This is a genomic window from Streptomyces sp. MK7 (genome assembly GCF_032658145.1).
Classification (GTDB): Bacteria; Actinomycetota; Actinomycetes; order Streptomycetales; family Streptomycetaceae; genus Streptomyces; species Streptomyces spiralis.
This window is the reverse complement of record NZ_JAVACL010000070.1, coordinates 1-26,753: the sequence shown is the minus strand read 5'-3', so window position 1 is coordinate 26,753 and position 26,753 is coordinate 1. Positions and strand designations below refer to the sequence as shown.

Sequence of the window (26,753 nt, the reverse complement as noted above, 5' to 3'; positions counted from 1 at the left end):
GTCCAGGCGGTTCGGATCATGCGCCGGGCGTGTTCAGTGATCCGTGCTCGGGCCAGCTCGGCGAGGAACCTGATCGGCCGGTCCAGGCTGCCGGTCGTGGCCTCTGCTCCCTTGGTGGCGTACTTGGCGATGTACGCCGCTACGGCTCGCTCAGTCAGCTCCTGGCCGTCATCGAAGTCGGCGGAGCGGATCGTGCGGACGTCGAGCTGCCGACCGAAGACGAAGGTATGTGCCTGGTCGTCGATCACCGGTCCGGCGACTCGTGCGGTGGTGACAGCGGTCCGGATGGCATCGGTCAGCAGCTCGGCCGTGGCCCAGGCGGGAGGCGAGGAGTCGCCGCCCTCCGGGCCGTCGAGGCGGATCACGGCGTGGAAGTGGACGGCGCCCCGCTTCTGGTATTCGGCCACCTTCGCGAAGGAGATCCGGGCATGGTCTCGGAACGCCCGCTGCGTGAGGCCGGCCCGCTTGGCGACCTCCCGGCGGAGATAGATCGAGAACCGCCGCCACAGAGCCCCAGCATGCGCGTTCCACAGGACGGCCGCTTCGTAGTCGTAGGTCTCCGGGTCGAGGGGCGTCCCCAGGACGGCGTCACCTTCCTCGTGCCGGGCGCCGCAGCGACAGTCCCGGCTGCCGGAAGGGCGGTTGTGGACCGGGCCGAAGCTGGGGGCGGCGAAGGTGGCGAAGACGCGCGGATGGGTTGCGACCCGTTCGGGGGTGCCCTTGCCGCCGCGGAGTCCGGCGGTGATCAGGTGGTAGGTGTCGCGGCGGTAGGTCTCGGCACAGGCAGCGCACCGGGTTGCGCGGCGATTGTTGCACCGGACGAGGAGCTGACCGGAGGGCAGCGTCGACGAGTCCAGGTGGTGCAGGACGCGGCCGATCTCGCCGGTCGTCTGGTCCACGGCGTATTCGGTGCGGTGGCCGTCGAGGCGTACGGGGTGGGTGCAGCCACCCAGGCCGGACAGTTGGTGGGCCAGGTCGGGCATGGTGCCGAGGGAGGCCAGCATGGAGAGTTCCGCCATCGGGGGCGGAGTCTGCCGGGTGATGATGGGAGTTCCTTTCGGCTGTTTCGGCTGTCGGGAGGGACGGCCCCGGGGCGGCGGGATGCTTGGCGGCGTGTTGCCGCCCCGGCGGCCGGTCAGCGCTTGTTCGCGCTGCTGGGGAGGGAGCGCAGAACCACGGCGGCGATGGCCACGGACACGGCCGAGACGGCGACCGCCGCGAGGAGCGCGGTAAGCACGATTCCGACGACGACCACGGCGGCGACCGCGCCGACACCGACGCCCACGTACGGGACGACCGGGCGGCCGGCGGAGGAGGCCGGGGCCTGCACCTGCTGAGGTGTGACGGTTGTCGGTGGCAGAGTCGGGATGTCGGGCAGCTTGGGGCGGAGCACGGCGGACCTCCTTGTCATTCGTGGGTGCCGTTGACGACGCCGACCCCGGAACGGGTGCCGGATTCGATGGCGGGGGCGAGGAAGGTGTGCGAGAGCCAGAAGCCGAACAGAGCGATCACGACGGCGACCCAGAGCCGGACGCCGAGGAACTTGATCGCGGCCCAGGCGATGACGCCCAGGACGAAGACGAGCGGCAGCGAGACGGTCACGGCAGCTCCTTCAGCGGACGGCACAGCGGTGGGTACGGGCGGCCAGCTCGGCGGCGGCGCGGCTGTCGTAGTCCGTGGCGAAGCCGCAGCGCGGAGCCGTGCAGGCGGCGGTGTGCTTCTCGCGGCCCTGGCCGTCGTAGTAGGTGGCGACCTGGACGGGTCCGATGCGGGCGACGTTGCGGAAGCGGCGGTTGGCGGCCATCAGCGGGTCTCCCTCGGGTCTTCGCCGGTGAAGTCGGTGACGTGCTCGGCCAGCCAGCGCAAGATCTCGTCGCCCTCGTAGCTGTCGGCGGTGAGGATCACGGGTTCGGCGATGAGCACGGCTTCGGTGAGGCGGTTCTGTCGGGTCAGCTCAGCGGCACGGTTGAGCGCGCGGAGCGTGGACGGGCGCACGGTGGAAGGTCCTCCGGGTCAGGTGAGTTGGGCGGCGATGGCTTCGGCCAGCGGCAGCGGGACGCCGAGCCGGGCACGAAGGGTCGAGGTGTCGATGGGTGTTCCGGTCCGGGCGTGGTGTTCGTCGGCGACCTTGCGCGCGAGCGTGACGAGCGCCGGCGGAACCGGGTGTGTCGGGGGCGGAGCCGGTTCCGGCTCCGGAGTGGGCAATTTGGGTGCAGGGGCTTCGGGCGCCATGGGTTCTGGCGCCGACTCGCGCTCCGCCGTTGGGGCGTCTGCGGTTGCTCTGTGGGCGAGCAGCGTTCCGCCGAGGAAGGCGACCGCGGGCCATCCGGCGACGAGGATGCGCAGCCAGGCCGGCACGGCGCCCAGTTCGAGCAGCCCGGCCGTGGCGACGTTGGCGCCGAGCGAGGCGGTCAGTGCGACGAGGAACCAGCACCACCCGGCCGCTTTCCCGCCGCCGGAGCGGAGTCGCCGCCAGGCCGCCACAAGCAGCAGGTCGACGGAGACCGGGTACGCCCATGCCTTCCATCCGTGCTGTCCGGCAGCCGAGGCCAGGTCGTGCAGGTGGGCGAAGGACAAGGCGGCGGCGATCAGTGCTTGGACGAGTACGGCGTCGAGGCGGACGGGCAGGGCACGCACGGCGCGACTCCTTCCGGTTCCAGGCGTGGAGGGGGTAGGGGCGTGGCACGGGACGGCCGTGCCGGCCGTGGACGGGTGCGCTTACTCGGTGACCGGGCGAGCTGTGGCCACGGGCCCGGACGTCTCCACCGGCACCGGTGGGACGTACGGCCGGAAGGGATCGAGCGCCGGTACGTCGGGGGCGAGGTCCGCCGTCGCGCGGCAGACAGCCGCAGCATCGGCGAGGGAGAGGTTAGGGGTACGGATGCGGGACCAGCCGCCGGAGGTGTCGCCGATGACGGCCAGGCCGGGCAGCTCGGGGGCGATGGCGCAGGCCGCGAGGACGGCCTCAGGGGCGATGTCGCCGAGCGCCATCTTGGCCGAGGCTTCGTCGTTCACCCGGTGGCAGACGCGTCCGGTGAGCTGAGCGCGGAGCATGGTCGCGCCCTTGCCCAGCTCGGCGCCGAAGCGCTGACCGCAGACTTCGAGGTAGATCCCGGCGGCCCGGCCGAGTTGGGCGAGCCGGATGAGCTGGGTCACCATCTCGTCCCGTCGTTCCTCCTCCTTCCGTGTGGCGACGAGGAAGAGTTCGGCCACCTCGTCGATGAACAGCACCATCGGAGCGGGACGTTCGTCCTGGGGAAGTCCCCAGACGTCCGAGGTGATCAGCTCTTCCGGGGTGCCGGGCGCGATGCCCTGCCGGGCCTTGATCAGGTCGTATCGGTCCTCCATTTCCTTGACCAGTGCGGGAAGCAGCTCGGCCGCCTGTTCCGGATCCGTTGCCAGGGCGGAGAGCCGGGGTGCGAAGGGCGCCAGTTCGACCCCACGCTTGCAGTCGATGCCGACCAGGACGACCGGCTGAGCGGCAAGCCCGGTCAGCAGGTTCCGCAGGTACATGGACTTGCCCGAGAGTGTGGCGCCGAGCACCAGCTCATGCGGAACGGTCCGGTAGTCCCGTACGAACGCGGTCGCGTCTTCCCGTAACGCCACCGGGACCTGAAGCGGGCTGCCATTGGCCCGACGGGGCATCCGCACCTTCCGCAGCACATCGAAGCCGACGAGTCGCAGTTCGACGACGCCAGGCCTGATGTCCCGCACGTGGACGGCGTGGACGCCCCAGGCGTGCCGCAGACGTTCCGCGGAGGCCGCCACGTCCGCCGGCTCCTGCCCGGGAGCCAGCCTCAGACGCAGGCGCAGGCCGGTCGCGGTGGGCCGGATGATGCCTCGCCGAGGAGGCACCGGCCGGACCTCTCGGCGGGTGGTCGCCCGGACGGCCAGCGCCCGCCACCGGGACGGCTTCACGGTCAGGCCGCAGGCGTCCATGGTCGAGGAGTACGAGGCCAGCAGCCGGGCCACCGAGAGCGGCAGCCCGACCGTGGACCAGTACGCCGCGGGGTAGGCGTGCCGGGCATAGGCGGCGCCGCCTATCGCAGCAAGCGGACCGCCCAGCTCGGCCAACGTCACCGGGTCCGTCACGGGGATCAGCCCACCTGAGCCCTCGGGAAGTCGCCCGGAGCAACGGCGGTCGCCCGGTAGGCGATGCCGTGCCGCTGCTGGCCGTTGAAGACGCTTTCCCACGGCCGAGCCACCAGACCCGGCAACGAGACCGGGGCGCCGACGGTCAGCCCGTCCGTCACACCGCTCTCGGGGATGGTGACTTGGATCAGCGACGAATCGCCCTCCTCGATGTAGACGACGCCGACGGTCATCAGTGCCTCGCCGCTCACGGCGTCCTTGGCGATCTCACCGGTCTGCCGGTCGCGCACCTTCGGTGCCGGAGCCTCGGTGAGCAGGATCGTGGCGGCTGAGGCGTCAACGCGGATCACACGCACAGGGATTGCTCCTTCTGAAGTCGATCAACCTGTCGGCCTGACAAGTTGACTTAGCAAGTTCGAAGCTAGGGATGGCAAGTTGACTTGTCAAGTCACTATCGGGGGTAAGTCCCCCCAGAAACGGGTCAGTTCAAGCGGTAGGTGTCTTCGAGCTCCTGCCGGTCAGCCGGAATGAGCACGTCAGAGACCTGCAACGATCGACCGGAGGCGTCACACGCGACAACCAGGACGCTCAGCACTGGAACGCCGTCCGGTAGATCCAGCGCCTCGGCCTCACTGGCCTCAGGCAGCCGAGCAGACACACGCTCGATCACGTGGTCGAAACGGACTTTCTTTCGCGCTTCGACGTGTTCGCGGGCACTCCCACTCAGAGGTGCATCAGATCCCAGTTCAGTGCCCTCGACCAGGCCGGCGGGGAAGTACGACGAGACCAACTCGACAGCTTCGCCATCCTCCTCGACCAAGAAGCGGCGCATGAGGACTTCGGCCTTCTTCGGGAGGCCAAGGGTCGAGGCGATCCGAGCCGGAACAGGCACGTGTCTGACTTCGATCAGGCGGCCCGCGCCTTGCGACTCGTCGCGCTCCAGCGCCTCACGCCCCCGCCGGTCCTTCCGTTCGACGACTTCCGGACGACCGCGGACGATCGTGCCGTATCCCTGCCGGGACTCAAGCCAACCGTCCCGCTTCAGCAACTCCAGCGCCCGGACGACGGTCGGGCGGGACATTCCGAAGGCCTGTACCAGCTGGTTCTCACTGGGCACACGACTGCCCGGCGCATAGGTACCGTCCTCAATGCGACGCTGAAGCGTCTGCGCGAGGCGCACGTACTTCGGTGGCTCCACTTCATACGCCATGAACGCCGCCTGTCGGGATTGGCCAAGTCAACTGGTCAACCAGACTAGCGACACTTTCACACCGACAGTAGAAGGGGTGGGCTATCCCATCACGCCGGCCAGGCATCAGCCACCACGAAGGAGACAACCGTTCCGCCGAGGTGGCTTGGCCCGGAGTGCCAGGAGTCGGCGATCGAGTCGACCAAGAGCAGCCCCCGCCCGTGAGCGTCGTTCGCTTCCGGCTGCCGAAGCCGCACGTTCGCTGGGAAACCCGGGTTGTGCACCTCGACGCGGAGCGAGCTTCCCTCGCGGAACCACTCGACTCGTACCAGCCAGGGATCATCCGACTTCCCGTAGCGGATGGCGTTGGTCACCAGCTCCGAGATCATCAGCGTGCAGTCGTCGACCGAGCACGCCGGGTTGTACGGAGCGATGAACTTCCGGAACCAACGTCGGGCGCGGGGCACGGACTCCGGCACAGGTTGCAGGGTCATCGCTCCGAGCCGCGGTGAGTCCTCGCAGGGGTAACGGTCGATCGTGTAGGCCATGCGTGCTCACTCCTTGCCGCTGCCGTCGCAGTCGAGGCAGCGCCGCTTCGACGTGGCACGGCTGCGGTCATTGGCCGTGGAGAGCGCCAGCGCCGTCCGGGAGCCGACGCGCTTCCAACCACGCCCCCGACACCCGCGGCAAGCTAACCGCGCATCTTGTTCCGGCCGCCGACTCGTCACGTCGCGCCTCCTTCTCATCCAAGTGGCCTTAGCCACTTCCTGGATGGTGGCATTAGCCACTTCGGCGACGCAAGCGATTCGCCGCAACTGGCAAGCCGTCAGGTGAGCGGGTAGCCCTGCTCGAACGCCCAGCGGTGAGGCGGGTAGGTGGCTTCCGCGAACTCCAGAGGCCGGTCCTGGAGGTCGAAGACGACGTGATGGACGATGAGAACCGCGGATCCCGGCTCCAATCGCAGGTCGGCCGCCTCCTCGTCCGTGGCGGTCCGAGCGCACATGCGGTCTTCCGCGTAACTGCCTTGACGCCCGGTCATCCTCTCGACATACATGAGCGTCCCCTCCTGGATCCGCTCGGGATCCGTAAGCTTGGGCGCGCGCTCGCCGACGTCCGAAGCGAACCACGAGGTGGACAGCGTGATCGGACCGCTCTGATTGTTCGTCACGCGCCGACGGTGCACAGCTCGACGAATCTTCGCCAGACCCAAGGCCTCAGCGACGTAGTCCGGAGCCTCCAGCCAGCCAGCCGAAGTGATCACCGCGTACTCTCCGGGCGTGTAGATCTTCCCCGTCTGCCGGGCTCGCCCGTACAACTCCCGGGCACGCCGGTTCACTTCAAGACCGCGCACGTACGTTCCGGAACCCTGGCGCTTCTCGACCAAGCCCTGATGGCTCAGCGCTTCCAGTGACCGCGCGGCCGTCGGCCGGGACACCTTCCAGTCCGCGGCGAGCTGCCGTTCCGAGGGGACCTCGTCCCCCGGCCGCAGGTCGCCCCGGAGAATCTGATCACGGATGTAGTGGGCGATCTGGAGATACTTCGGCTGAGCCTCTTCGATCTGAGGCATCTTCCCCTCCTTGTCCAAGTGGCTATGGCCTCTGGCCACTATAGAGTGAGTGGTCAACCTGTGAACCCGTAGTCTGATCGCATGACGCGGTTGATCGTCGCAGCAGGAGGAGGTGGCGACGCAGTCGCCGCCGCAATGCTTCACGCCGCCCTCTACGGCGACGAGGACCAGGCGGTGATCCTCACGTACGCGTGGGACCGCCTCCTGATCGATCCACTACCGGGCCCGCGGCGGGCCGCCGACTTCACCGGCTTGGAGCGCCTCTCCCCGGCCGTCTGGGCAGTGCCGGCGCAGGCCCGTCCTATCGCGCCCGCAGGCTCCACACTCCCCCGACTCGCAGCGGAACTCCCGCACACCTTCGCACTGCTCGACCCCTACCAGGGAGCAGAAGGCCTCACGCACCAACTCGAAGACCTTGTGAGCCACCTGGAGCCCGAGTCGATCGACCTCTTGGACGTGGGCGGGGACATCCTCGCGCGGGGCGACGAACCGACACTGAAGAGCCCACTCGGCGACGCCCTCAGTCTGGCTGCGTGCTGCCAGGTAAATGCACCTGTGCGGCTTCTGGTAGCGGGTCCGGGGCTGGACGGCGAACTCCCGCCGGCGGACCTGGGCGACGTGCTTGGCCCCGTCGTCCACACATTCACCGCGAACGATGTGGAGGCGATCAGCTCAGTCCTGGAATGGCACCCGTCCGAAGCGACCGCGCTCCTCGCGGCGACGGCCAGGGGCGTAAGAGGCACATGCGAGATCAGAGACGCAGGCCTCCCCGTACCGCTCACGGACGATAGCCCTACGGTGCACGAGGTCGACCTGGACGACGCTGCCAGCCGCAACCAGCTGGCCCGCGCCATCATGGCAACCGCACACCTGGACGAGGCCGTGGCCTGCAGCCGCGAGATCTGCGGCTACTCGGAGATCGACTACGAGCGCAACAAGGCCCTGTGGCTGAAGGAGCAGCAGCCCACGAAGTTTGACCCGGCCGGGATCTGGGCCCAACTCGACCAGTTCGAGGCGGAAGCCCGAGCCCGCGGAGTCACCCACACGACGTTCCGCCGCATCACGGAGGCACTGAATCTCAGCGGCTTGCAGCGCGACGACTTGCGGCAGCTCCTCATCAGCAGCCGACCGGAGCAGTACGACGCGCCCCTCTGGCGAATCCCAGACGAGGCCTGAGTAACAACTTTCTTCACGGGTTCAAGTCGGCTCGCTCCGCTCGCCGCGCGCGGCCCGGCCCCCGGCCGGGCCTGCGCTCCTGCCTTCGTCCCGCTCCAGCCCGGCCGGCGCCCGTGCCGCGCTCAGAGCAAGCAGCCGCCTGATGCCAGAGAGGGGTACATCGCGGCTGGGGCGGTCGGCTCCACGGCTTTAGCCACCTCCCCGGTCCGGGTCCCGCGTCGAGCAAGACCAGGGGGCCACTCGTGCACATTGCGGGCAGGTCCAAAGCCTGCCCGAGTTGCCAACCAGCGTACGGCCCCCTGATCATGCTCGACCCCAGACCGGGCAGGCCACCGGCCAAACCCGCTCCGCCGACCTAAGATCGCTCCGAAAAGCAGCGTCTGGGCCAAACGCCCTGCCCGTGGGTCGGAGCCGCTTGAGGTATGCCGTGCGCACGGTTCCCTCTCCGGCATAAATTCCTTACGGAAGTAGGTAAGAGTGTCAAGTAAACCGACTGTCGTCGTTGATACCTCATGCTTCTACTCTGACCTTTCACTAGAGAATGAGGCGTGGAAAACTCTGCTGCTACAGTCCAGTCAAGGGAAGATCGCTCTATGGGTTCCCGAAATCGTCATCCGAGAAACCATACGCCATTACAGCCGCAGTCTGGACGAATCGATCCGAAGCATGCGCACCGGCCTTGCTCCTTTGCGGGCGCTCCGTCTAGATGTTGACCTTCTCCCAGCACATAAAGACCTTGAGAGCTCCGTGCGCGAGAAGGCCGAGGGCTTTGAAGGACGCCTCAGGGAGAAACTAAGCGCATCCAAAGTCCGCATTCTCCCACTACCTGAAGTTTCACACGAGGAATTGATAAACCGCGCGCTACTCGAGAGGAAGCCGTTCCGAAACAAAGGTGTAGACCCGGAGAAGAGAGGACCCGACGGCTACCGCGACACTCTCATTTGGATGAGTATAGTTGAAGCATCCAGAGACCTGGAAAGTAACGACCTACTAGTTGTCGTTACGAACAATCATAAAGACTTCTGCGACCGAGACGACGAAAACCTTAGTTCCGATCTACTGGCAGACCTGCGAGTACCGCACCCTACAATCAAGCGAGTCAAGAACCTTCAAGCACTGCAACCACTAGTCGCCGATTCATTGAGCCCCGACACCTCCACCATTCCACCTATGATCGAAATAAACGCTCGTACACGCCATGCGGTTATCGGGGCATGTGAAGAGCTACTGGGAGCCCGCGTAGCGAACCCGGAGTATGAATGGTCCGATAGCCTGCAATTCGAAGATATCGACTTGCCGAGCGCATTGCAATCAATAACGATTGAGAACGTGCAGCCCAAGATCGAGACCATCGCGCTATCTTCTTATGGAAGCTACGATTCAGGTGATGCCCTAGCCATCTTGACTGTGCAAGCTCAGGTGCAATTTGACGGCTTCATGGATAAGTCCGTCTATTACGACGAGCAAAGCGAAGTTGAGCTGCATGATGGTGAATGGAACAATCACACTGTGTGGGCATTTGTCGAACGAGATGTACAACTAACGTTCCATGCCACCGTCGACGGCGCCACAGGGAAGATTGAATTGACCTTCGAGAGGGGCGGTCCTGCCCTGTGACAGGCCTGCTGGCAGACACCGTGTGGGCCAGACCCGTGCGGTACACAGCTACCAGAGAGACGGAGAGCCACGGCTCGACCAGCTTGCAGCGCTTCCACCATGCTGAGGGGCGGGTCGGAGCTCCACTAGCTCATGCCCACACCCATCGCCGCACGTCACGAGCCTGACACATGAACGCAAGCATGCCGAGCGCTGCAGCCAGCACCTTCTACCGTACGCCTCGCGCAGGGACGAGAAGCCACGCAACGACTCAACAAAGGTGCCCCTAGGATGATATGACGGTCCCTCACGCCTGTGATCGACAGCACGAGCAGGACCTACAGGGGGGCCGGCCAGGATGGCCTACATCGACGATGTCTTAAGCAATCTCGGCGACCAGGACGCAGCGCAGGTCATACGGGCCGAACTAGCACGCATCCGGGACCGGCAACAGTTCGGCATCTTCTTTGAAAGGCACCTGCCCGAGCACACCGCCCTCCCGGGTACGCCGGTCGTGGCTGGAGCCCGAGTGATGCGGCGTGATCGGCCTGGCGATGAGGGTATTTGGCAGGTAACAGCAATTCAAGGTGAGACTGCATACATCACCGAGTCGAGCAGTAGCGAAACCACATTAGCTGTACCTGTCGGGGACCTGATGCCGGTCGCCGTCTTTGGTGAACCACTCTATCCGGGGCTTCAGTCCGTAGCCCGCGTCGAGAATGGGTCCCCCGAGGGCGCTTGGAGCGCGGTCATCAATGCCGAGAACCACCATGCCCTTGAAACCCTAAGGTACACGCATCGTGAGAAGGTCGATTGCATATACATCGACCCCCCATACAACACGGGGGCTCGCGACTGGCGCTACAACAACGATTACGTAGATGGCCAGGATGGCTACCGTCACAGCAAGTGGCTTGCATTCATGGAACGCCGCCTGCTGCTCGCCAGAGATCTACTGAACCCCGAGTCTTCAGTGCTGGTGGTTACGATCGATGCTAAGGAGGTTCACCACCTCGGGTGCCTCTTGGAGCAGATTTTCCCGACTGCTGTACGGCAGATGGTCACCATCGTCATGAACCCTAACGGCTCACCACGGGCATCTGAATTGTCACGGGTTGAGGAATTCGCCTTCTTCGTCTTCATAGGTAAGGCAGTTCCCTCACGTGTAGCCGATGACCTCTTGGGTGAACAGGGACGGGAGCCCGAACAGCCTATCTCCGACGTCGAAAAATTGGAGAAGAAGGTCCGTTGGGAGTGGCTGTTGCGTGGCGGAGTCAACTCGAATTCATCGCGTGTCGATGTTCCGACTTGGTTCTATCCTCTGTATTTGGACCCAAAAAAGCGTCATATAGTAGGCGCGGGAGAGCCCCTAGCACCTGATGAAGACTGGCGTACCGTCCCGGCTCCACCTGGAATCATTCTGCTATGGCCGCTGAAGACAGACGGGAGGGAAGGCATTTGGCGAATGCGCCGCGAATCTTTCCTCCGGAAACTAGAGGCTGGCCATGTTCGTGTTGGCCAGTACAACGCCAAGCGCGACCGGTGGTCAGTACTGTATCTCCCTGATCGCCTAGCCAACATGATAGACACTGGCGAACTAATCCTGACCGGCCGGGATGCGAACGGGGTCGTACAGGTTGAATACAATGGAACCCCGCGCATCCGGACAGCCAAGACTGTCTGGAACCGTCTTTCCCATGCCGCGGGGAAGCACGGCACGGAACTCGTAAAGGCACTTACCGGGCGCCCATTCCCCTTTCCCAAATCTCTCTACGCTGTAGTCGATGCACTGCGTATCGCGGTAGGAGATAAGCCGGACGCTGTAGTACTCGACTTCTTTGCGGGCTCCGGTACCACGGGACATGCGGTTGCCAAGTTGAATGCAGAGGACGGCGGGCGCCGGCGCTTCATCCTGGTGACGAACAATGAAGTAGGCCCGGAGCAGGCAACGGCTCTACGCGCGGCTGGTCACGTTCCTGGAGACCCTGCTTGGGAAGAGCAAGGCATCGCTGAACATATTACGTGGCCTAGGGTCCGAGCCGCTATCACCGGACGCAATCCACAAAATAGGCCCGTACCAGGGGCGTACCTGGATGGCACCTCCATGGCCGATGGATTCCATGAAAACGTCGAGTTCTTCCGCCTGGCGTACCTGGATCGGGACTCTGTAAGTCTTGGTCTCGCTTTTGAGGCTATTGCCCCTCTGCTCTGGCTAAAGGCTGACGCTACCGGCTCCCGGATCGACCGCGTAGATGCGACAGGGTGGGCCCTTCCGGAGGGTGCAACGTACGGGGTGCTCTTCAACGCAAGTAGGGCGAGACCCTTTGTGCGATCCATTCAAAGTCGGCGCGACGTGAGACATGCCTTCATTAGTCAGTCGATCGGCTGCAGTTTTCGCACAAGTGGCTGCGGAACTCCCGACGGGAGTGGAGGCGGTACATCTCTGGGATGACTACCTAACGAGCTTTGAGATTGGCACCGTCGATGTAGCAGAAGAGGAGGCAGCGTGAAATACGCACTCAAGGACTACCAAGAGGCAGCTGCCGGCGAACTGCTCACTGCACTTGACCGGGCTAACGAAGAGTACAAGAAGTCAGGCGAGCATCAGTCGGTCTCCCTAGTGGCTCCTACCGGAGCAGGTAAGACGGTAATCGCGACAGCAGTCGTTGAGCGTCTCTTTCATGGTGATCCTGAGACTGGAAGGCCAGCGCTCGACGGCGCTACGGTGCTCTGGGTAACCGACGACCCTTCGCTGAACATACAGACGCTTCGCAAGATGTACTCCGCTTCGTCCCTTCTGCACGCAGGCCCTCAGCTGCTCACGATTGACGGGGCTTTCGATTCCGAGTTCCTTCCGCCCAATACCGTGTCGTTTCTGAACATCCAGAAACTGCGTCGTGGTTCCCTCTATGAACAGAGTAGAACGGACCGGCGACGATGGTCGCTATGGGACACAATAAGTAATACCTCGCGTAGCCGTGGCGGTCGGTTCTTAGTTGTGATTGACGAGGCTCATCGCGGCACGGGCAATGGCTCAGATCGTCCAACGATCATCAGCCGGATCATTTCCGGGGACCCGGATCGCCAAAGAGCTGCGGCACCCGTCGTGTGGGGCATTACGGCTACTCCGGAAAAGTTTCAGCAAGCGATGGCCGCCGCACGGAAACCCTCACGCGTTCAGCGAGGGGTAAATGTCGACGTAGCTGACGTGCGTGCGTCCGGTCTTGTGAAGGACATCATCGTCCTACACAATCCCCAGGGGGGCCCAGCCGCGGACACGGCTCTTACCGTGGAAGCGGTCCGTGCCGTGCGTGAATACGAGGCTAAATGGGCGACCTACGCGGAGTCGAATGACGAAGAGGCCCCGATACCGATCCTCGTGGTCCAGGTCAAGGCAAAGGTATCCACTAAGGAAGTCAGCGACCTAGTAGCCTCCCTGAAAGACGCCTGGCCTGGCTTGACAACAGACAGCATCGTTCACACCTTCGGCGAATGGGACGGCGTCGCGCACGGCCATATTGCGCTTTCAAGCGGGGCTGCCGTACGTTACGTGGAACCGCATGCTGTCCAGGATGACCGCAGAGCCCGTGTCGTACTCTGCAAAGAAGCGATTACTACAGGCTGGGACTGCCCCCGAGCCGAAGTTCTGTTGTCATTTCGCACCGCGCGCGATGCGACGTATATCGCCCAGCTTTTGGGGCGCATGGTGCGAACTCCACTTGCTCGCCGAATCGACGATGATGAGACGCTGAATACTGTTGCCGTCTTCCTGCCATACTTCGATACAAAGCAAGTTGAAGCTGTGGCCGCGGCCTTCCACGAGGGTGCGCAGTCTGAAGATGTCGGTGCATCCGAGGCGGTTACATCGCTGATCACGTGTCCACGGAACCCGGCAGTGTCCGAGGACGTCTGGGAGACGGTTACCGATCTGCCCACGTACACCAAGCCGGCGCAGCGAAGCCGCTCAAACATCACGCGCCTCCGAAAGCTTGCGCACCTTCTTGCCTATGACGCCATAGACGAAGATGCTCCCATGCAGGCCAACGAGGTGATGTTGGGCGCCATGGCGGGCCGTATCGAATCGTTGCGGGCAACCGGAGAGCTTGACCGGGTGATCAGAGCGACGACCACAGTGCGCATGACTGCAACCACGCACGACCTCACGACAGGTCAGACCAAGGTTATCGAGGGCGATGCAGTGCCCCTCGATCCCCGAGGAGTGGAGCGGGAGTATCGCAGGGCTTGTCGCCTTTGGCCTGACCAGATCGCAGACGAGTACCTAGCCCGTGGGTACGAAAGTCATCGCGATCTCACAACAGCTAAGGGCGAAATTATCGCGCTCACGAAGGACCCAGATGCGCTTGGTGCGGTCGAGTCCACGGCAGCAACTTACGTGCGAGAGTTGGATCGCAAGTACCGACGCCGTATCGACGCCCTACACGCCGCACGACGCGCAGAGTACGACGAACTGAGGGAACAATCTGCAAGCGCGGAAGAAACACGCTTGATTCTTCCAGATGCCGTGACTGCTCGGCCGTCAGAGAACGCATCTAGTGACCCACTTCATCTCTACGCGAGTAAGGCTGATGGCCTCTATCCCCACACAGTGAATGGATGGGAACGAGAAATCCTGGACGCTGAACTGGCGGACCCAGAATTGGTGGGATGGTATCGCAATCCGTCATCTGGGAGGCGCGCATTGCGAATCCCCTACGTCGATGCTGCAAAAAACGCAGTCTACCCTGACTTTCTTTTCTTTCACCGGAGCTCTGGTGGCGAACTATCGGTTTCCATCGTTGACCCGCACGGAACCCACCTTGCGGACGGGGTGGACAAGCTTCGTGCCTTGGCGGCGTACGCGCAGCAGCACGGAGAAAAGTATGCCCGGATCGATGCAGTAGCGAAGGGACAGGATGGGAGGCTACTGCGTCTCAACCTTGTCAGAGTCGAGGATGCTGCCGCAGCACTAGCTGTTCAGCAGGTGAGCGAGATTGAAGACCTTTTCGAGAGGCTAGGAACGTTGTATTGCTGACAGGAGTCGTCGCTCTCCTGGTGGTCCGTAGAGCCGCGGGCCTAGTTCCGAAGCATGGGGACCAGCGTCTTGTCCGCCGTCCCATGGCCTCAGCGTGGGACGGCAGTTGTTGATTGAGAACTGGGCGACGGAGGAAGACTGCGGTGGCCAGGTGACATCTGAAGCGAGTCGAGCTGATGGCTCGGAAGGCTGCGGGGGTATCAACTTGTCTCTTGAGGATCGGGCCTGATGCAGGTTCGGGTGACGGGTGCGGTCACGCGGCCTGGAGGACAAGCCAGTTCAGATGTCACCCGATTGTGCGGCAGGCCCATCTTCAACAGGCTAAGCTTCGCGGGAAACCGTCAGACTTTGGCTGGGAAGTGACCTGAATGGACCGTCCAACCCAGGCGTTCATCGACAGGATCAACCACGGCCCGGCCGGGCTTCTGCTTGGTCAGAGCCATCTGCGCCTTGGCGGCCTGGACGACCCACTCCTCTCATTGGCACAAAAGAAACTCGGCGGGGACGTCGACGGCTACGACGTTCTACTCACGGCAGGCGATGCCGGGCCTGGCTTCGCCAACTGGCTTGAGGAGCGGTGCAACCAGCTTGCTCCATCCGAGCAACTGGACGTCATCTCGGACTACCCGTGGGTCGGAGTGTGGTCCTCGGCCATCGACAGTATCTGGCCGAGCGTGTTCGAGAAACCCTGGCGAGAGGTTCAGCGGATCTTCAGCGAGCGGTATAAGCCCACCGATCCACGCAACCGGCGGCGGCTCCACTGCACCTACCTCTACGGATGCACGGCCAGAACAGAGCCGGACGAGCGGTTCCCGGCATCCAGGATCGAAAAGCTGAAGCGGCGGACCGTGGCAAACGCTCTGGCCTACAGGATGGTTGAGACACTCGGGCCGCTCGGCACCCTGGCCATCGACGGGTACACCACTGGCGACTGGCTAACGGTCGAAGATCTAGCCGGCCTGGTTCTCCAGATGGAGAGCGGACAGTGTCATCTCTTCTCCGCCACGGACGAGCTGCTGAAGCACCCAATGCTGGCCGAGCTGGCAGCTGACGGGTGCCTAGTGGTCCACGACCAACCACTCGCCCTTGTGTTGGAAGAGGGCCTTTCTGCGGGGCTCATCACCACAGACCCCCTCGTCGAACAAGGTGATCTCCAGCGCCTCGTCAGCTTCGGCGGCGGCAGTCACTCGGTCCCCCGGGATCTATGGGTACCGCTGTCTTCAAATGCCCAGCTGCTTAGCGAAGCCGTGCTCGTCACACCGGCTCCCGTCTCCGCGGATGCCCGCTACTCCGCATTCCGCCACTTCCTCGGCTCGTCACCGGCCAGCATTGATTGGGAGGGGATCGGGCGGGGTTTCGCGTTTCACCGGGATTTCGAGCGACGCATCGAGGAGGGAGTCCTGAATCGCGCCGCACGGCGAGAGATCTCAGACCGGCCGCTCGTCCTCCACGGGGGGACCGGGACGGGCAAAAGCGTGGCACTCGCCAGCGTGGCGTATGCCCTCGCCAGCCGCCGCCGGTACCCGGTGATACATCTCGGCCAGAGTGTCGGTACCTCCGCCCTGCCCGCCCTGGACGCCTTCTGCCAGTGGGCCGAGAGAGAAGGAGCGGACAGTACGATCATCATCTGGGACGCGATGCGGGATATGGACTGGTACGCGGATATCGCCCGACGGTTTTCCGGACGTGGACGCCGCGTAGTCCTCGTCGGTAGCAGCTATCGCATTGACGTAACCAAGATCCCGTGGAAACGCCGTAAGGACTACGTCGAGGCACCCGCTGTGCTCATGGCCGATGAGCCACGACGTATAGCGGAATTTCTGACCGCGCTCGACGAGAGCCTGGCCCAGATTGTCGAGCGCAAGCTCAGCCTGGAAGCAAGCTTCCTCGCGTTCCTCTATCGCCTGCTCCCGCCGACCCGGGCAACCGTCCGTAGAGGTGTTGTCCGCGAGTTGGAGCAAGTCGAGCGGAACCTGGTCAAACGGGCCTCCCGGCCGGATGCCAAGGACAGTCCAAAGACGGCGCTGGGCTATGCCCTGTTGAAGGCGGGCCTCATTCCCCAGTTGTCCCTTGACAGCGTAGCCGCCAACACTACGGATTCTGAGAACTTCACGGTCGTGGAGGAATTGACGGCGCTTGTCATGGTCGCCGGCCAGTTCGGGCTGTCCGTGCCACTGGAGCTACTGATCCGAGCCACCGGAAGGCCGGGCTACTTCAACGTCGCCCGCCTTTTCGACGAGGTTGATCTGGTGCGCTGGGAGGAGGACCACGAAGGGAACTTTAGGCTGGGATCCCGAAGCCGTCTGGAGGCCCAGCTCATCGTCACCAGTCGGCTCGGGACAACCGCTCGCGAACTGGACTACGCACTGCGCTTGGTCGTTGAGGCTCGCGGTTCGGAGTATGCCATCTCCGGTGCTCGCGAGATCGATTTCGTCGCCGACCTGGTCCGAGTCATGGGTGCCCAGGGCCCCGAACCCCTTCGTTACCGCAAGGAGTTTCCACGCATCTCCGATGCACTCCGAGAGTTGCGCGAAGAACGCGGGCTAGAGAATCCCCGGCTGATGCTGCAGGAGGCCAACCTACTGCGGGAATTCGCAATATGGTCACGCAACAACCAGCACCAGGAAGAAAGCACTCACAACCTGCCACAGGCGGGAGCGGCGCTACGGACCGCGGCAGAGGTCCTGCACATCGCTCTTACCCAGTTCCGGCCCGATGCGCTGTCTCCACTGAGGAGCAAATTGCGGGTCGAATTGGCGTCCACCTACGCGGCCCAGGCTCAGATCATGAGCAGTGAACACCGGACAGCCGAGCAAGTCGATTTCTTCGAGCGAGCGAAACAGGAGCTCGCGCTAGCACGAGAAGAAGAGCAGGACAGCTTCTACCCTCTCGACGTCCTCGCTTGGTCAACCCGCGACGTTCTCGATTCACTGAGCGACGAAGGCCGCTCAGAGGCGATTGTGGACGTTCTCAGCGCCTTTGAGGCGCTGTCGCCCGAGGATCTCGATCCCAGCCAAGTCCAGAACTACCACAGGCGTCGCATGGAGTTCGCCACCAAGGCCAACAACCTCAAGCTGGCGGATGAGGCTTTCCAGGCACTAGTCGAACGCGGGTCGGGGGCAGGCGTATATCTGAGGGCTCGGGCGATCGCGTCCATACCTATCAAGGGGACGCTTGATTCACCGACGCACCAAAGGATCTCTCATGCTCTGGACTATCTCGACACGTACGAGGAGCTGGTATCCGGGGACAGCAGATGTCTCAATTTGAGACTGGATCTCTGGTGGCTACACAATGCGGGTAAGCGCCTGTTCGGCGACGAACGGGAGTGCCTGCCATTCAACCAGGAGCAATGGCAGGAGGCACTCCGACTAATCCTCGCAATCGAGGACGCCGGGCCCAATTACCGGGACATTCCCTTGACCTTCATCCGCGGCATCGCGGAGTTTCATCGAGGGGATCTCGGTGCTGCCTTCTCGACTTTCTCCGACCTCGAGACGCGGTCCGACGAGGTCAGGGGACGGCGGCGGATCATCCGTTCCTACCTCGCGTCGGACAGCCACGGAAACCCTCAGCTGTTCAGCGGCGAGATCGCCCGGCTCTCCAGCGACCTACGCCGGGGCGAGGTCTACGTCGAGAGTTTGCGCCGACGTGTGAAGTTCATTCCATCGGAGTTCAGGGGCCGCGAACTCAAATCCGGCGCCAACCTCGGCAACTTCCATATCGGCTTCAACCTACTGGGCATCATCGCCGATCCCGAGTCGTTCCTCCACACCCGGCGACAGGAGCGCTGACCCTGTGTCAAGGACTGCGAACACTCCTAAGGATCAGCTGGTGGAGTTTGTCCGGCTCCGCGAGCATATCGATGATCTGTCCCGCGCACTGCTCGCTAGCGCCACTCCGGTGTTCGGAACCGTCTCGCTGCCGACCCCAAACGTCGACGCCGCGCCAGAACTTGCATTCATCAGAACCGCGAGCTGGCTCTACAGCCATTACAAAGAAGCCGGGAGAGTCGGCGTCAAGTTCCTGATGGACCGGCCAGCCGTCCAGAACCTGCCGGAGATACGCGCACACGAGCGGCTCGTGCACGCGCTTCGGACGTGGTCCCAGCACACCATCAACCCGGCGTCGGGCAATCACGACCGGGGGATCCTCAAGACCTGTTCTGACTGGTTCGAAGGGGCGTGCGCCGTTCTGCTCCCCAGCTCCGACGAGGACTGGAGACGGGCCCTCCACGTCCTGCTGGTCGAAGCCTGTGAATTCGTTAGCCAACTCACCAAGCAGGTCGAAGACATCAGGGCTGACGACGCACGCGCCCAGATATGCCAGCAATGGGAGGACCGGATCTCGCGCGACTGGCCCGCCCACCGCTTCCACGAGATCGTCTCCACTGTAGCGAGCGACATGGGGCGGAACACTGTCGACCCGGTCGCGCTGTTCAGACGGAGCGAGAACGAGATAAGGAAGGTCCTGAGGATTACGAACGAGTCGGATCTGGAATTCGCCGCCCGTCAGTGCATCGAACGCGTGCTACTCACCGAAGTTTCCAAGCTCCTGCCCATCACTGGAAGAGACATCATCGACACGCTCGGAGTGGAACCGGGTCAGAAGGTCGGCGAGTTGCTCCAGGAGGCGCGGAAGATCTACGAGGAACACCAGTGCACCCGTGACCAGCTGCTCGACCGGCTAGTTCCCCTGGTCGGCTCGGCCTGAGTTCTCCTCCGCACTTCTCACCGGTGAAGGCCACCGTCTGACCGCCCGCGGGCGTCAGTGATCTTGTGATGGTGGGCTCATGGCCGGCGGCCGAGGCTAAGCCCAGCCCGCGTTTTCGTCGTTAGGCTCGGTTCGCGGCCGCGGCCTATTTGTGGACAGAGACGCTGCTATCAGGACGCAGCGAAGCTCTGACCAGGGCATACGTCCCATCGGTGAACGGCCTCCGGAGCCGTTTGCACAGCATCGCCTCGTCCAAGGCGATCCCACGGGCCACCCAACCCAAGTCCTCAACACCCCACCCACTGTCCAGTTACGGACTGTTGCCCCCCAAGCACCCGCGATAGCCTGCCCTACGTCCTGTGCGCCGCAAGCGGCGACACATGAGGGGTCACGAGGGGGATCGTGGAGCGGCGTGAGGTGCGGGGGCACTATGAGGGGCTCGCGGCCGAGTATGACGAGCACTGGGTGTACGGGCGGGGATACGTTCCCTGGATGTCGGGTCGGATCGCGGAGGCGCTGCAGCTGACGGCCGCCGATCGTATCGCCGACATCGGGTCCGGGACGGGGCTGTTCGCCAGGGAAGTGGCCGGGCAGGTCCAGCCTCGGCATCCCATCCTTTGTGTTGATCCCTCCGAGGCGATGCTCCGTCAGCTCGGCACACCGCCTCCGGTCGGCCTCACGCCGGTCGTCGCTTCCGCCGAGGACATCGCCGAAGGGCGTGTGCGTCTGCCCTACGAGCGGTTCGATGCGATGTGGCTGAAGGAGTCGGTGCATCATGTCGCCGATCCGGCTGGCACCCTCCGTGGCCTGGCCGATCGGCTGGCGCCCGGCGGCCGACTGCTGGTGGTCATGCTGCCGGCCAGCATCGACTATCCCCTCTTCGAGGCTGCCCTCACCCGTTTTGAGGAGTTGCAGCCGGACCCAGCCGTGATCGAGGGACACCTGCGAGCTGCCGGGCTGGAAGCCGAGCTCAGCTACGTCGAACACGAGTTGCGCATCGACCGGGACAAGTACCTCGGCATGGTGCGTGCCCGTTATATGTCCCTGCTCTCCACATTCAGCGACAGTGAGATCGAGAAGGGCATCGAGGAGATGCGCGTCGCTCATCCGGAGCCGGTGCTCGTGTTTCCCGATCGGTTCGCGTTCGTTGTCGGCCGGCGGCCTGGGGAGGGCCCGTGAGCACCATGGTCGACGAGCGGCTGCGGCGCCTGCGCGGTGAGCTCGACGACCACTCGCGGATCGCCGATCGGCTGGGCCTCGACCTGGAACGGCCGTTACGGTCCCTGAACGACGGCTATCCCGAGAACGCGGTCGCCCTGATCGGGAAACTGACCGAGAAGCTGCTCAAGGAGCTGTGGCGCCACCACGGGATCGAGGGCGACCCTTCGACCAAGGCTCTCAACGACCTGGTCAAGCGGTGTCGGCCGTACATTCGCAGCAGCACGGTCCTCGATGCGCTCGACGACATCCGACGTCTTCGCAACCGGTCCACTCACGACGGCTACGACATCAGCGACGAGGACGGGCTGCTGGCGGTCCGCAGGCTCGTCGACGTGCTCGTCTGGTTCACCGACACCGGGAGTGCGGCGCTGCTCGGCGGTGAGCCCGACATGGCGCCCGAGGTGGCGCGTCGCTGCGAGTTCCTCGCCGGGCTGTACGTCACGCTCGGCTACCGGCAGGCCAAGCGGTTCATCCTGAGCCCCGACACCGTGTACCAGCTGTTCTGCCGCGAGTCCGGGATGCGCCTGGAGTACGTCGAGCTGATGCTCTCCCGCGATGCCGACGACCTGAGTACCGTCCTCGCCTCCAACGGTGGCGAGCTCTTACGGACCCGGCTGCCCAAGCTCACCCGGTTCGTCGTTCTGGACGATGACGGGGGTTCGGCACCCGGCGCCCTGCACCAGATGCTGGGTCTGGACTTCCGGATCGTCCCGTACGACGGGTTCGTCGACACCATCGTCAATCTCGACGCCCACCTCGCCGCTGTCGCCTCCGCCGACGACCCGGTGGAGCCGAGGGTCGCTCTCACCGCTGCGGCACTGACCACCGACTCCCGCACAGGTGAGTGGAAGGTGGAACAGTCCGGCGACGCGGCGGAGCTCCTGGCGCGTCTGGCACGCGGCAGCGCGAACGTCCTGGTGACCGGACGTCCGGGAAGCGGCAAGAGCACGCTGCTGCGCTCGTTGGCCGTCAGCCCGGAGACCCGTCGCTTCCGCTTCTACTTCGACCTCGGCCTCAAACCGAAGGACGAACCGTTCTCCGAGTACGCGGCCCGCCTCCTCGCGCCGGCCATGGCGTCAGAGCGTTCGCGCGCCTACGACCTCTTCCTCTATCTCATCCGATCCGGGACCGCGCTGTGCGTGCTCGATGCCGTCGACGAGGGAGTCGAGGAGGCAAGTCCCGCCGGGTTCCTGCGGCTCTTCACCGATCTCGCAGCCGTCCTGTCCGCCGAATCCGCGGTGGTCATGAGCTCGCGGGTGTCCTTCCTCGCGGACTCGCCCCAAGTACGTCAGCTACTGGACAGTGGGGCGGGGCGCTCCGAGCAGTTGGTCGAGCAGATGTACGCCAACGGCGTCGACCCATCGCGCGTACCGCACTTCCATGTCGTACGCCTGTCCGAACCCGAGGCGACCCCTCTTGAGAAGCGCCTGACCACCGCTCTCGGCCTTCCCGCGGGGAAGCCTCTCGCGGACATTGTCGGCGCTCACCTCACGCGGACGCTGGCCGAGAGTGGGCAGCCCGGGCTGGAGCGGCGGCTGCCTGCCGTGTTCGGACGCGCGTTCCTCAGCGACCGGACCGTGTTCTCCCTCCTCGACCTGCACAGGCAGTTGGGGGCGAATGCCTTCGTCGACGGACGGCTCGATCTCGACGCCTGTGTCCTCGCTCCGGTGCTGCGGCCCGCCGGGCCCGACCACGTCGCCTTCGCGCACTCGGCCTACCAGGAGCTGCTGGCCGCCAGGTTTCTGACCGAACCGGCGAATCGGGAGGCGGCAGCGGGCCTCCCCGTCGGCGCCTTCCTCACCGAGCAGGTGCGTGCATTCCTCGCCGGCATGCCCGGCAGCCCGCCGACCGACGCCTGCGTGCTGCCCGCCGGGGCGTACCTGGTGGGTCCGGCCGAACGGCTGCTGATCCGTCGCGTCGAGCGCCCCGTACGCTTCGATCGCCATGCCGTGACCGTCGCGCGCTACCGCCGCTTCCTCGACGCCCTCGACGCGGACGGCACCTCGCGATGGGACCACCCCGACCAGCCCTCCGGCATCACGCATCGGCCGTGGACCGACCGGCTGCGGCTGCCCGACTACTACGAGAATCCACGCTACGACTCCCATCCCGCGATCTGCGTCAACTGGTGGAGCGCGTACGCCTTCGCCGCGTTCGAGGGCAAACGGCTGCCGACCTCCCTCGAATGGGAGGCCGCCGCGCGTGGCACCGACGGGCGGCTGTTCCCCTGGGGCGACACGCCCGACAGCGCCCGCGTCAACTGCGCCGACACCTGGGTCGGGCGACCTGTCGTGACGTACCAGGCCTGGTACCGGGACTTCGCAGGCGACGCCGTTCGCCGGGCCGGGGCGACCTCCGTCCATGACCGGCCGGGCAACCGCTCCCCGTTCGGCGTCGTCGACATGGTGGGCAACTGCTGGGAATGGACCTCCACCAGCCTGGACGACCCCGGCGAGGCCGTCATCTGCGGTGGCAGCTACGACAACCCCATGCGTGCGGTACAGACCAGCACCAAGGGCATCTACCGGAAGCGCGGCGCAAGCAATGCGGTCGGCTTCCGGTGCGTACAGGACGTCGACACGTCCGGGACAGAGGAGACGACAGCATGAGCGGCGGCGGGCCGCGTCACGGAACCATCGTCGACAGGCGCCCCAACGGCGGAGGGCCGAACGGGGCCCTCGGCTCCTACATCGTCCGGGACGACGAGGACGAGCGGTACTACAGCTTCGACTACCGCCAGATCGTGACCGAGGGATTCCGGACCATCCGCACGGGCGAACGCGTCCGCTTTCATGTCAGCGCCGAAAGCCCCGACCGGGCCGAGTTCGTCATCCGTCTCAACCAGCCCGACTCTGCCGAGTACTACCGGTGACCGGCAACCGGGTTCCCCTGCTCGACGAGGTCACGGGCGCACGTCAGGAACTGACGGTCGTGCTGCCCGTACGGCTGCTGCGCGTTCCCGGGTGGCCCCAAGGCCCCTTTCCGTTCGAGCTGGGCAGTCGCCGCACGGACGCCCAGACCCGGTCCACCTACTTCGCCCCCGCATCCGCTCGCGCGCTCTACGGGGCACCTGGACGACCACGTCGCTGGCACCTGCCGCTGGACGAAAAGCACGACGGTCTGCACCTGCTCGGCATGGAACTTCTGCGCGCGGCCACCGCCCGCAATCCCGAACATGCCCTCGCCGTGCTGCACTTCAGCGTGGAGAGGCCGCTCCTTCCCGTGTTGCGGGCGCTGTCCGGGCGGCGTCCCGCCACCGTCGAGGAGCCGCTCACCGGTGTGTTCGACCCGGCCCGGCTTCTCGCCGGCATCGCCGATGTACGCGATCCCGACGCACCGTTCGCCCTCGCCCGTCCCTACAGCATCGCGTTCATGTCCCCTACAGCCCAGCACTCCCCCGCCCTGCGCGCCGGGCTCGAAGGAGCGCTGCCCCCCACCGCGGACCGCTGGCTGTGGCAACTGGCGTCGCGATCCACACCGGAGGACTTCCCGCTGCCTCCGGAGACCGCCCAGGAGCAGCTCAAGGACACCGTGCGGATCTCGGCGGACTGGAGCGCGCTGGTGCTGCGTCAGGGGGCCGCCTTCCTCGGACACCGGGCCGACACGGGTACCGGCGACTTCTTCGAATTCGGCGCGCTGCACTCCCGTACCGTCTACCTCGACGCTCTACTCCTGGGCTCGCTCCAGCGCGATCACATCGACGAGCTCACCGACGAACTCTCCGATGTGTTCAACTCCTCGCGGCTGGCCCGTCGCGTCGCCACACTGGAGAGGAACATCGCCGTCTTCCGCAGCACCTACTGGCGGCAGCACCTCACCGCCCATGGCGCGGCGAACGATCTCCTGCTCGCCTTCCAGAACCAGCACCGGCTGCCCGCACGCTTCGGCGAGATCCTTGCCGAAGCGGCCGACTACAGCAGGCTCGTACAGACGCAGGAGAGCCAACAGATCAGCGGTGCCCTCGGCGTCCTCACTATTCTCGGGCTGCCGCTCGGCACGGCCCTTGGCATCCTGCAAGTTCTCGACGACCACTCCGTGGCCCATCTGATCACCTCGCTCGCGCTGTCGGTCGCCGCCACAGCGGCAGTCCTGACGACGCGATACGGGCGCCTGGTCCTGTCGTCCCTGAGGGGCGGGAACGGCAAGGCCTAGCCCCGCACGTGCTCAGCCTCGGCCGCTCCCGCGTACCGTACGAATGCGGTCCACTGCGGGAGGTGGAAAGCGAGTTGGGCGCGGGCGGGGGCCTTCGAGTCGCGGATGTGGACGGTGCCGGGCTCGAAGGCGGTCTCCAGGCATTCGCCGCCCTCGTTGCCGCTGTAGCTGCTCTTGAACCAGACGAGTCGCGCGGGTTCATCGGTGCTCATCGTTCCCCCAGCAAGTCCTCGATCAGGGCCAGGGACTCCCGCATGGTGAGCGCTTGAGCCCTGATGCTGCCGTACCGTGCGGCCAGGATACGTACTTCTTCAGGGTCCGTGATCAGTCGGCTGGAGTTCTGCGCCTCGGTGTATCCCAGCTGGACTTTGCCTCTGGGCGTGAGGAGTACGAACGGGCCACCCATGCCCGCGTGTTCACTGCGGTTCGTGGGCATCACCTGTAGTTCTACGTTGCGTAGCCGACCGAGCTTGAGCAGCTGTCCGAGTTGCTCCCTGTGCGCCTCCGGTCCGCCGAGCGGGCGCCGCAAGACGACCTCCTCGATCACGGCCGTGACCAAGGGCGGTGGCCAGCCGGTCAGAATCTCCTGCCTGTCCATTCGGGCGGCGACGCGCTGCTCGATGGTCTCCTCGTCCAGCAGGGGCTTGCGCATCTCGTACAGTGCCCGGGTTCGCCGCTCGGTCTGCAGAAGACCGGGGACGTCGTGGTTGTTGTAGAAGTTGATCTCGACCGCTTCGCGCTCCAGGCGTGCGTAGTCCCTGAACCAGGCCGGATGCCGAACCCTCGCCTTCGCCTTGGCCTTCTCCACGTCCTCGATGGTCGCCTTCAGCAGTCCACCGGCGCTCAGCAGCTCGTCCGCCGCCGACAGGAACTCCCGTTGCGGTGTCCGTCTCCCTCGTTCCAGCGACGAGACCAGGTCCTCGCTGTATCCGAGCCGGTCTCCCAGCTCCTTCTGCGTGAACCCCGCACGCTCCCGAAGGAGCTTGACCTGCTTGCCGATCGCCCGGTTCAGGTCGCCGGCCTGTTCACCGTCGTCGTACGTCTCCTGCGACTCCGCCATCGCCACCCCGACATCCACTCTGCCGTCCCGCGCGCCCACCAGGTCACGGCCGACGCCCCGTACGGGACACCTTCCGCATCCGTACGCTCACCCTCCGTACCGGAGGATTTCCTGGTCAGAGTAGAGCGAGGCGGCCACGCTCAGTGACATGAAGTCAGAAATCTCCACCCAGCGATTCAGCCAGCTCCTCAGTGCCACGCCTCGCGGCGCCCGCCTCGCCCGGCTGCTGGCCGTGCGGCAGCTCGACGAGTGGGGGTGGCCGCCCGGCTGCTCGGTGAGCGAGGCTGCGGCGCTGGTCGTCGCCGAGTTGGCTGCGAACGCGGTCACGCATGGGCGCGTGCGGGGTCGCGGGTTCCGGCTTGTGCTCACTGTCGACAGCCCGGGCACGCTACGTATCGAAGTGGTCGACCCACGCGGCGATTGCCCACCCCTGGTCCGTCGTGCCGCCGGTCCTGCCGACGGGACGGGCCGCGGTCTGCTCCTCGTGGAGGCGCTGGCCGTGCGGTGGGGCAGCGAGCCATGGCCGCCGTCCAGCAAGGCCGTGTGGGCGGACATCGCTCTTGCTCGCCCCGCGATCAGCGGCTCCGGATCCATCGCGCAGCCGGCCACCAGAACTGATTCCGGCATCGCGGCTTCGCACAGCGCACTGTCCTGCCAGGTGCCGCCTGTGGGGCGCAGGCCGTAGATCGCCCAGCGGACTCACCTGCCGACGGCCGTGTCTCGGGCATTTCGAGATCGTGTGGCGAGGAGGGCGGCATGAGGTGGTCACCGCCCTCGGGGTCATTGTGGCTTCAGCTGGGCGTAGATCCCGCCTTCGGTGTCGTGGACGGTGACCTGGGACACGAAGTCCAAGGAGCCGCCGTCGGGACCGGCGTCGGAATCGACCTCTGTGGTGGCGTACCAGACACCCCATCCGGGGTGGCCGGCCAGTTCGAGGAGCTTGCCGCGCACCATT

General features: G+C 65.0%; 24 protein-coding genes. 11 read left to right on the top strand and 13 right to left on the bottom strand.

Annotated features, from left to right (window positions below; all coding sequences use genetic code 11):
• The 11 genes from R2S09_RS37530 to R2S09_RS37480 form a co-directional block, all read right to left on the bottom strand.
• The coding region (locus R2S09_RS37530) for a replication initiator (RefSeq protein ID WP_316745638.1) at positions 1-1,004 on the bottom strand (1,004 nt) is incomplete at its 3' end.
• A gap of 131 nt (positions 1,005-1,135) precedes the next feature.
• Positions 1,136-1,393: a SpdD protein gene (locus R2S09_RS37525; protein WP_316745636.1), complete on the bottom strand. Its 258-nt coding sequence runs from the start codon at positions 1,391-1,393 to the stop codon at positions 1,136-1,138.
• Between the two features lie 14 nt (positions 1,394-1,407).
• On the bottom strand, positions 1,408-1,602 hold the full coding sequence (locus R2S09_RS37520) for a hypothetical protein (protein ID WP_100568067.1): 195 nt from the start codon (positions 1,600-1,602) through the stop codon (positions 1,408-1,410).
• Between the two features lie 10 nt (positions 1,603-1,612).
• A complete protein-coding gene (locus R2S09_RS37515) occupies positions 1,613-1,804 on the bottom strand; it encodes a mobile element transfer protein (protein WP_189904730.1) in 192 nt (63 codons plus the stop codon).
• Positions 1,804-1,995, bottom strand: coding sequence for a hypothetical protein (locus R2S09_RS37510; protein ID WP_316745635.1), 192 nt, complete (start codon positions 1,993-1,995; stop codon positions 1,804-1,806). The genes R2S09_RS37515 and R2S09_RS37510 overlap by 1 nt, the downstream gene beginning before the upstream one ends.
• A gap of 18 nt (positions 1,996-2,013) precedes the next feature.
• Entirely contained in the window at positions 2,014-2,637 is a 624-nt protein-coding gene (locus tag R2S09_RS37505) for a DUF2637 domain-containing protein (RefSeq protein ID WP_316745634.1), read from the bottom strand.
• An 81-nt stretch (positions 2,638-2,718) separates the two neighbouring features.
• On the bottom strand, positions 2,719-4,092 hold the full coding sequence (locus tag R2S09_RS37500) for an FtsK/SpoIIIE domain-containing protein (RefSeq protein ID WP_316745633.1): 1,374 nt from the start codon (positions 4,090-4,092) through the stop codon (positions 2,719-2,721).
• 5 nt (positions 4,093-4,097) lie between these two features.
• The gene (locus R2S09_RS37495; RefSeq protein WP_316745632.1) at positions 4,098-4,448 is read right to left on the bottom strand and encodes a hypothetical protein; all 351 of its coding nucleotides are present in this window, start codon (positions 4,446-4,448) and stop codon (positions 4,098-4,100) included.
• 125 nt (positions 4,449-4,573) lie between these two features.
• Positions 4,574-5,302, bottom strand: a complete 729-nt coding sequence (locus tag R2S09_RS37490; protein WP_316745631.1) for a GntR family transcriptional regulator — start codon at positions 5,300-5,302, stop codon at positions 4,574-4,576.
• 89 nt (positions 5,303-5,391) lie between these two features.
• Positions 5,392-5,829, bottom strand: a complete 438-nt coding sequence (locus R2S09_RS37485) for an ATP-binding protein (protein WP_316745630.1) — start codon at positions 5,827-5,829, stop codon at positions 5,392-5,394.
• A gap of 278 nt (positions 5,830-6,107) precedes the next feature.
• The gene (locus tag R2S09_RS37480; protein ID WP_316745629.1) at positions 6,108-6,848 is read right to left on the bottom strand and encodes a GntR family transcriptional regulator; all 741 of its coding nucleotides are present in this window, start codon (positions 6,846-6,848) and stop codon (positions 6,108-6,110) included.
• A gap of 81 nt (positions 6,849-6,929) precedes the next feature.
• Here R2S09_RS37480 and R2S09_RS37475 point away from each other — a divergent pair, with 81 nt between their 5' ends.
• From R2S09_RS37475 to R2S09_RS37430, 10 genes are all read left to right on the top strand, one after another.
• Positions 6,930-8,024: a DUF1152 domain-containing protein gene (locus R2S09_RS37475; RefSeq protein ID WP_316745628.1), complete on the top strand. Its 1,095-nt coding sequence runs from the start codon at positions 6,930-6,932 to the stop codon at positions 8,022-8,024.
• 477 nt (positions 8,025-8,501) lie between these two features.
• The gene (locus R2S09_RS37470; RefSeq protein ID WP_316745627.1) at positions 8,502-9,641 is read left to right on the top strand and encodes a PIN domain-containing protein; all 1,140 of its coding nucleotides are present in this window, start codon (positions 8,502-8,504) and stop codon (positions 9,639-9,641) included.
• A gap of 337 nt (positions 9,642-9,978) precedes the next feature.
• Positions 9,979-12,072, top strand: a complete 2,094-nt coding sequence (locus R2S09_RS37465; protein WP_316745626.1) for a DNA methyltransferase — start codon at positions 9,979-9,981, stop codon at positions 12,070-12,072.
• Between the two features lie 54 nt (positions 12,073-12,126).
• On the top strand, positions 12,127-14,652 hold the full coding sequence (locus R2S09_RS37460; RefSeq protein ID WP_316745625.1) for a DEAD/DEAH box helicase family protein: 2,526 nt from the start codon (positions 12,127-12,129) through the stop codon (positions 14,650-14,652).
• Between the two features lie 368 nt (positions 14,653-15,020).
• Entirely contained in the window at positions 15,021-18,446 is a 3,426-nt protein-coding gene (locus R2S09_RS37455) for a hypothetical protein (protein ID WP_316745624.1), read from the top strand.
• A gap of 40 nt (positions 18,447-18,486) precedes the next feature.
• Positions 18,487-19,365: a hypothetical protein gene (locus tag R2S09_RS37450; RefSeq protein ID WP_316745623.1), complete on the top strand. Its 879-nt coding sequence runs from the start codon at positions 18,487-18,489 to the stop codon at positions 19,363-19,365.
• Positions 19,366-19,767: 402 nt separating this feature from the next.
• Complete coding sequence (locus tag R2S09_RS37445; RefSeq protein ID WP_316745622.1) at positions 19,768-20,544, top strand: class I SAM-dependent methyltransferase; 777 nt, start codon at positions 19,768-19,770, stop codon at positions 20,542-20,544.
• A 5-nt stretch (positions 20,545-20,549) separates the two neighbouring features.
• Positions 20,550-23,195, top strand: coding sequence for an SUMF1/EgtB/PvdO family nonheme iron enzyme (locus tag R2S09_RS37440; RefSeq protein ID WP_316745637.1), 2,646 nt, complete (start codon positions 20,550-20,552; stop codon positions 23,193-23,195).
• Positions 23,192-23,458, top strand: a complete 267-nt coding sequence (locus R2S09_RS37435; protein ID WP_316745621.1) for a hypothetical protein — start codon at positions 23,192-23,194, stop codon at positions 23,456-23,458. The genes R2S09_RS37440 and R2S09_RS37435 overlap by 4 nt, the downstream gene beginning before the upstream one ends.
• A complete protein-coding gene (locus tag R2S09_RS37430) occupies positions 23,455-24,738 on the top strand; it encodes a hypothetical protein (protein ID WP_316745620.1) in 1,284 nt (427 codons plus the stop codon). Before R2S09_RS37435 ends, R2S09_RS37430 begins: the two co-directional genes overlap by 4 nt.
• Here the strand turns inward: R2S09_RS37430 and R2S09_RS37425 are convergent.
• Both R2S09_RS37425 and R2S09_RS37420 read right to left on the bottom strand, forming a co-directional pair.
• Complete coding sequence (locus R2S09_RS37425; RefSeq protein WP_316745619.1) at positions 24,735-24,950, bottom strand: DUF397 domain-containing protein; 216 nt, start codon at positions 24,948-24,950, stop codon at positions 24,735-24,737. The two genes, R2S09_RS37430 and R2S09_RS37425, sit on opposite strands and share 4 nt — an antisense overlap.
• Positions 24,947-25,798: a helix-turn-helix transcriptional regulator gene (locus R2S09_RS37420; RefSeq protein WP_316745618.1), complete on the bottom strand. Its 852-nt coding sequence runs from the start codon at positions 25,796-25,798 to the stop codon at positions 24,947-24,949. The genes R2S09_RS37425 and R2S09_RS37420 overlap by 4 nt, the downstream gene beginning before the upstream one ends.
• Positions 25,799-25,946: 148 nt before the next feature.
• On the opposite strand from R2S09_RS37420, the gene R2S09_RS37415 reads away from it, so the two are divergent.
• Positions 25,947-26,483 (top strand): ATP-binding protein, encoded by a 537-nt coding sequence (locus R2S09_RS37415; RefSeq protein WP_316745617.1) that lies wholly within the window; start codon positions 25,947-25,949, stop codon positions 26,481-26,483.
• Positions 26,484-26,753: the final 270 nt, after the last annotated feature.

Bases quoted from the DNA above. Each gene is read 5' to 3' on its own strand.
- R2S09_RS37515 (WP_189904730.1), bottom strand. From the start codon at position 1,804: ATGGCCGCCAACCGCCGCTTCCGCAACGTCGCCCGCATCGGACCCGTC.
- R2S09_RS37490 (WP_316745631.1), bottom strand. From the start codon at position 5,302: ATGGCGTATGAAGTGGAGCCACCGAAGTACGTGCGCCTCGCGCAGACG.
- R2S09_RS37485 (WP_316745630.1), bottom strand. From the start codon at position 5,829: ATGGCCTACACGATCGACCGTTACCCCTGCGAGGACTCACCGCGGCTC.
- R2S09_RS37480 (WP_316745629.1), bottom strand. From the start codon at position 6,848: ATGCCTCAGATCGAAGAGGCTCAGCCGAAGTATCTCCAGATCGCCCAC.
- R2S09_RS37475 (WP_316745628.1), top strand. From the start codon at position 6,930: ATGACGCGGTTGATCGTCGCAGCAGGAGGAGGTGGCGACGCAGTCGCC.
- R2S09_RS37465 (WP_316745626.1), top strand. From the start codon at position 9,979: ATGGCCTACATCGACGATGTCTTAAGCAATCTCGGCGACCAGGACGCA.
- R2S09_RS37455 (WP_316745624.1), top strand. From the start codon at position 15,021: ATGGACCGTCCAACCCAGGCGTTCATCGACAGGATCAACCACGGCCCG.
- R2S09_RS37440 (WP_316745637.1), top strand. From the start codon at position 20,550: ATGGTCGACGAGCGGCTGCGGCGCCTGCGCGGTGAGCTCGACGACCAC.
- R2S09_RS37435 (WP_316745621.1), top strand. From the start codon at position 23,192: ATGAGCGGCGGCGGGCCGCGTCACGGAACCATCGTCGACAGGCGCCCC.
- R2S09_RS37425 (WP_316745619.1), bottom strand. From the start codon at position 24,950: ATGAGCACCGATGAACCCGCGCGACTCGTCTGGTTCAAGAGCAGCTAC.
- R2S09_RS37420 (WP_316745618.1), bottom strand. From the start codon at position 25,798: ATGGCGGAGTCGCAGGAGACGTACGACGACGGTGAACAGGCCGGCGAC.
- R2S09_RS37415 (WP_316745617.1), top strand. From the start codon at position 25,947: ATGAAGTCAGAAATCTCCACCCAGCGATTCAGCCAGCTCCTCAGTGCC.